We start from the raw sequence: 3,125 nt of genomic DNA, 5'->3' as shown, positions 1-3,125 counted from the left end.
CAGGAGTTTAGCTCAGTTGGTAGAGCATCGGTCTCCAAAACCGAGGGTCGTGGGTTCGAGTCCCCCAACTCCTGCCATTTTCTTACATATTTAGAAATGGTCGCTGCGCCCTCCGCCGCAGCCAAATTTATCACACAAAGCCGCAAAGTCGCAAAGAAGAAGAGAAGGAAATTGTCTTTTTCCCTTCCTTCGCGCCTTTGCGCCTTCGCGGCTTTGCGTGAACCACACCGTCACCTCCCCCGAAGCCGTCACCCCCAACGTCACCCTGAACTTGGTTCAGGGTCCATCTATCAGCCAAAAACTTCGGTCTGCGTGGCCCGATGGATGCTGGAGCCGCAGGCGTGCAGAGCACAAACAAGTTGTGCTCTGCACGCCTGCGGCTCCAGCATGACGTTGTGGGGAATGCACCTTTGCCACCTTCCTCCGCGCCTTTGCGTCTTTGCGTGATAAAAACATGAGCGCAGCCCATCGTCGCGCGTCATGGCAACGCACCTTCGTTGCCGTCACGTAAGTCATCGGGGATAGGCAATGTCTGAAACACGCTCACATTGGAGCGGCCGGTGTTGCCTAACGGAATTCGTCCCGTAAGCGTCCCAATTGGCGCAAGCGCAAGCCGAAGGATCTGCCCCCGCACTTCACGCCAGTCCCTCTGCGCCACTGCAAAGCCCAGCATCGTGCGATGGTTGGCGATATGTAGCCCCAAAAAAAGCTGCGAAACAATATGTGCGCGTTCGAGGGCGTGCCAAGCAGAGGCGATGTCACCGGCTGTTCGACTCTTTTTGAAAGCGGCCATTTCTTGGGCGATGAGCCGACGGGCATGAAGTGTTCGCGCAAGCCCGCGCCAGCGCCGCTGTCGATGTCGGTAGAAAAGTTGCGCGAAGGTCCAGATAAAAGGGGTCAGCACACCTGCCGAAATCTCAACCTCATCTCTGTAATCGGTGCCACCGTCGGGATTTGGCGCGATCGTAATCCAGTGATCCCATTTCCGGATCATCGCGCTGTGGCCGTCGTCGCGAAGGCGCTTGGGCCATTTGCCGTTTTCAGGTTCGTGCAAAGAGGTGACGATCCATTGCGTTCCAAATGGCAACACACCGAACAGGCGCAGTTTCACCGGATAGCGGCCACCCGCTTTGAACGCGTCGAGCGGTTCTTTGCCCACTGGCACAAACCGCATTAGCGGCCACGCAATGTGCATCAGTAAGGCCGCGGTCTGCACTTCTGCCCAAACAGTTTCGGCGGGAAGGTCTATCCTGGTTGAAATATCGACTTTCACTGCGCCTCTCCGGTCATCTTGCGCTTGATAAACATTGTTTTTCCTTCTCGACAAATTTCGATTCGGACGCCTATCTACACCCTGTAGTAACTATAGGGTCAAGCGATGAAGATTGGTGATTTGGCAAAGGCAACTGCGACTAAGGTCGAAACGGTGCGCTATTATGAAAGAATTGCGCTGCTATCCCCGCCTGCGCGGACATCGGCCAACTACCGCGCTTATGGCAGCGAGCATCTTGCCCGTCTTTCGTTCATTCGCCGCGCCCGTGACCTTGGATTTACAATCGAAGCTGTGCGCGAACTTCTGACATTGTCCGATGACAGGTCGCAGTCATGCCAAGCGGTGGATAACATCGCGCGTGCTCATCTGACCGAGGTCGAGCGCAAAATCGGTGATCTAACAGCTCTGCGCAGCGAACTCGACCGGGTTGTCGGCGCCTGCCGTCACGGCACGGTTGCGGAATGCAAAATAATCGAAACCTTGGCTCCGCGTTGAAAAAGCAGCGCGTATCCGTCGGGCGCATTTTTATCACGCAAATTTATCACACAAAGCCGCAAAGCCGCAAAGAAGAAGAGAAGGAAATTGTCTTTTTCCCTTCCTTCGGGCCTCCGCGCCTCTGCGTGAACCCTTTTTTCGTCGCTCCAGCGCAGGCTGGGGCCTATCCCGCCTATCGTCCCAGCGCGGCGCTATCCGGCGAGACGCGATAGGCTCCAGCCTGCGCTGGAGCGACGGTGTTTTTGGGGGGATCTGGTTTTGCCTCTGCACCCTTCGGTCTGATTGGCACGATGGATGCTGGAGCCGAAGGCGTGCAGAGCACAAACAAGTTCAGCATGACGCTTGGGGGGAATGCGCCTTCGCGCCTTCGCGTCTTTGCGTGATACAATAACTAGCGCAACGCAGCCCCCCACGCACACCACATTCTGGCTACACCCTCAACCCGCCTTGCGCTTGGCAACCTGATGGTAGACCACCACAATCACCGCGCCGATGGCAAGACCGACGACGCCGCTCATCGCCGCATCGGCGACCCAGGCCAGCGCCCCTTCATATAGGCCCAAAAACTCGGCGGGATGGATGCCAAAGCCGTGGACGATAATCTGCCCACCCACCCACAGCATTGCCGCGGTGCCGATGGTCGACAAAGCGGCGAGCAATTTGGGCATGCCTTTTACAAGCGCGCGGCCAATGGCTTGCGAACCGGCGTTTTCGCGCGCCGCCAACTTCAATCCGATATCGTCCATTTTCACGATCAGGCCAACGACGCCATAAACCGCGATGGTGATGACGATGGCGACAAAGGCCAATGTCCCTGCCTCCAGCCAGATCGATGTTTCGGCAAGGCCTTTCACTTCATTAAGGGCAATCGCCATGATTTCGGCGGACAGGATGAAATCGGTGCGCACCGCGCCCTTGACCATCGCGGCCTCATGTTCGGTGCTGGTCAGCTCCGCAAGCTCCTCGATTAGGCTCACCTCTTCATGTGGGGAGATTTTTTCCCACACTTTCTCTGCGCCTTCGAAACATAAATAGGCCCCGCCCAGCATCAATATCGGCGTTATCGCCGATGGCAGAAACAGGCTCAACAACAAAGCCACCGGCAAGATGATGACCAGCTTGTTGAAAAACGACCCCTTGGCAATACGCCAGATGATCGGCAATTCGCGGTCAGGGGTAAAGCCGGTGACATATTGCGGCGTCACTGCGGTATCGTCGATAACAACCCCCGCCGCCTTGCTGCCTGCCTTACCCGCTGCGGCCGCAACATCATCAACGGACGCCGCCGCCACTTTTGTAATTGTGGCGATATCGTCGAGTAAAGCAGCAAGACCGGATGGCATGTGAGGTGGTTCCT

General features: G+C 56.7%; 4 protein-coding genes and 1 tRNA gene. 3 read left to right on the top strand and 2 right to left on the bottom strand.

Annotation, left to right across the window (positions count from 1 at the left end):
• The first annotated feature begins 1 nt into the window (after position 1).
• Positions 2-77 (top strand) — tRNA-Trp (locus HEQ34_RS14005).
• Positions 78-478: 401 nt separating this feature from the next.
• Here HEQ34_RS14005 and HEQ34_RS14000 read toward each other — a convergent pair.
• Positions 479-1,273: a DUF3703 domain-containing protein gene (locus tag HEQ34_RS14000; protein WP_296201516.1), complete on the bottom strand. Its 795-nt coding sequence runs from the start codon at positions 1,271-1,273 to the stop codon at positions 479-481.
• A gap of 105 nt (positions 1,274-1,378) precedes the next feature.
• Between HEQ34_RS14000 and HEQ34_RS13995 the strand changes: the two genes are divergently transcribed.
• The gene (locus tag HEQ34_RS13995) at positions 1,379-1,768 is read left to right on the top strand and encodes a helix-turn-helix domain-containing protein (protein ID WP_296201514.1); all 390 of its coding nucleotides are present in this window, start codon (positions 1,379-1,381) and stop codon (positions 1,766-1,768) included.
• Positions 1,765-1,980, top strand: coding sequence for a hypothetical protein (locus tag HEQ34_RS13990; RefSeq protein WP_296201512.1), 216 nt, complete (start codon positions 1,765-1,767; stop codon positions 1,978-1,980). The genes HEQ34_RS13995 and HEQ34_RS13990 overlap by 4 nt, the downstream gene beginning before the upstream one ends.
• Before the next feature lie 225 nt (positions 1,981-2,205).
• Here HEQ34_RS13990 and HEQ34_RS13985 read toward each other — a convergent pair whose 3' ends face one another.
• Positions 2,206-3,111, bottom strand: coding sequence for a DUF808 domain-containing protein (locus HEQ34_RS13985; RefSeq protein WP_296201517.1), 906 nt, complete (start codon positions 3,109-3,111; stop codon positions 2,206-2,208).
• Positions 3,112-3,125 lie beyond the last annotated feature (14 nt).

The sequence above is a fragment of the Sphingorhabdus sp. genome, from assembly GCF_023910635.1.
Classification (GTDB): domain Bacteria; phylum Pseudomonadota; class Alphaproteobacteria; order Sphingomonadales; family Sphingomonadaceae; genus Sphingorhabdus_B.
Note: the sequence above shows the minus strand (reverse complement) of the source record. Positions and strands in the feature narration are given on the sequence as shown.

Coding starts and splice junctions, on each gene's coding strand:
- HEQ34_RS13995 (WP_296201514.1), top strand. CDS start 1,379: ATGAAGATTGGTGATTTGGCAAAGGCAACTGCGACTAAGGTCGAAACG.
- HEQ34_RS13985 (WP_296201517.1), bottom strand. CDS start 3,111: ATGCCATCCGGTCTTGCTGCTTTACTCGACGATATCGCCACAATTACA.